The following is a 321-nucleotide window of genomic DNA, read 5'->3' on the forward strand; positions in this document are numbered from 1 at the left end:
ACGAAAAAATGGTGGAGTACGACATCCCGGCCATGGTGCATGTGTCCACCAGCTGCAACTGCGCCTTCCACACCACCGGCGCGCATTATCTGAACGCAGACACCACCGCCTTCATGCAATGCCTGACTTCCGATTTGTTCAGCGACTTCCCCACGCTGCGCTTTGTCATCCCGCACGGCGGCGGTGCAGTGCCGTACCACTGGGGCCGCTTCCGCGGGCTGGCGCAGGAAATGAAAAAGCCGCTGCTCAAGGACCACCTGCTCAACAACATCTTCTTTGACACCTGCGTCTACCACCAGCCCGGCATCGACCTGCTGACCA

General features: G+C 59.8%; 1 protein-coding gene. It reads left to right on the plus strand.

Annotated elements, in window-relative coordinates; genetic code table 11:
* Positions 1-321 (plus strand): amidohydrolase family protein (locus JHD64_RS22540; protein ID WP_199055644.1); only part of this gene is annotated, 321 nt, incomplete at both ends.

The sequence above is a fragment of the Aquitalea sp. ASV15 genome (genome assembly GCF_016429115.1).
Taxonomy (GTDB): Bacteria; Pseudomonadota; Gammaproteobacteria; order Burkholderiales; family Chromobacteriaceae; genus Aquitalea; species Aquitalea magnusonii.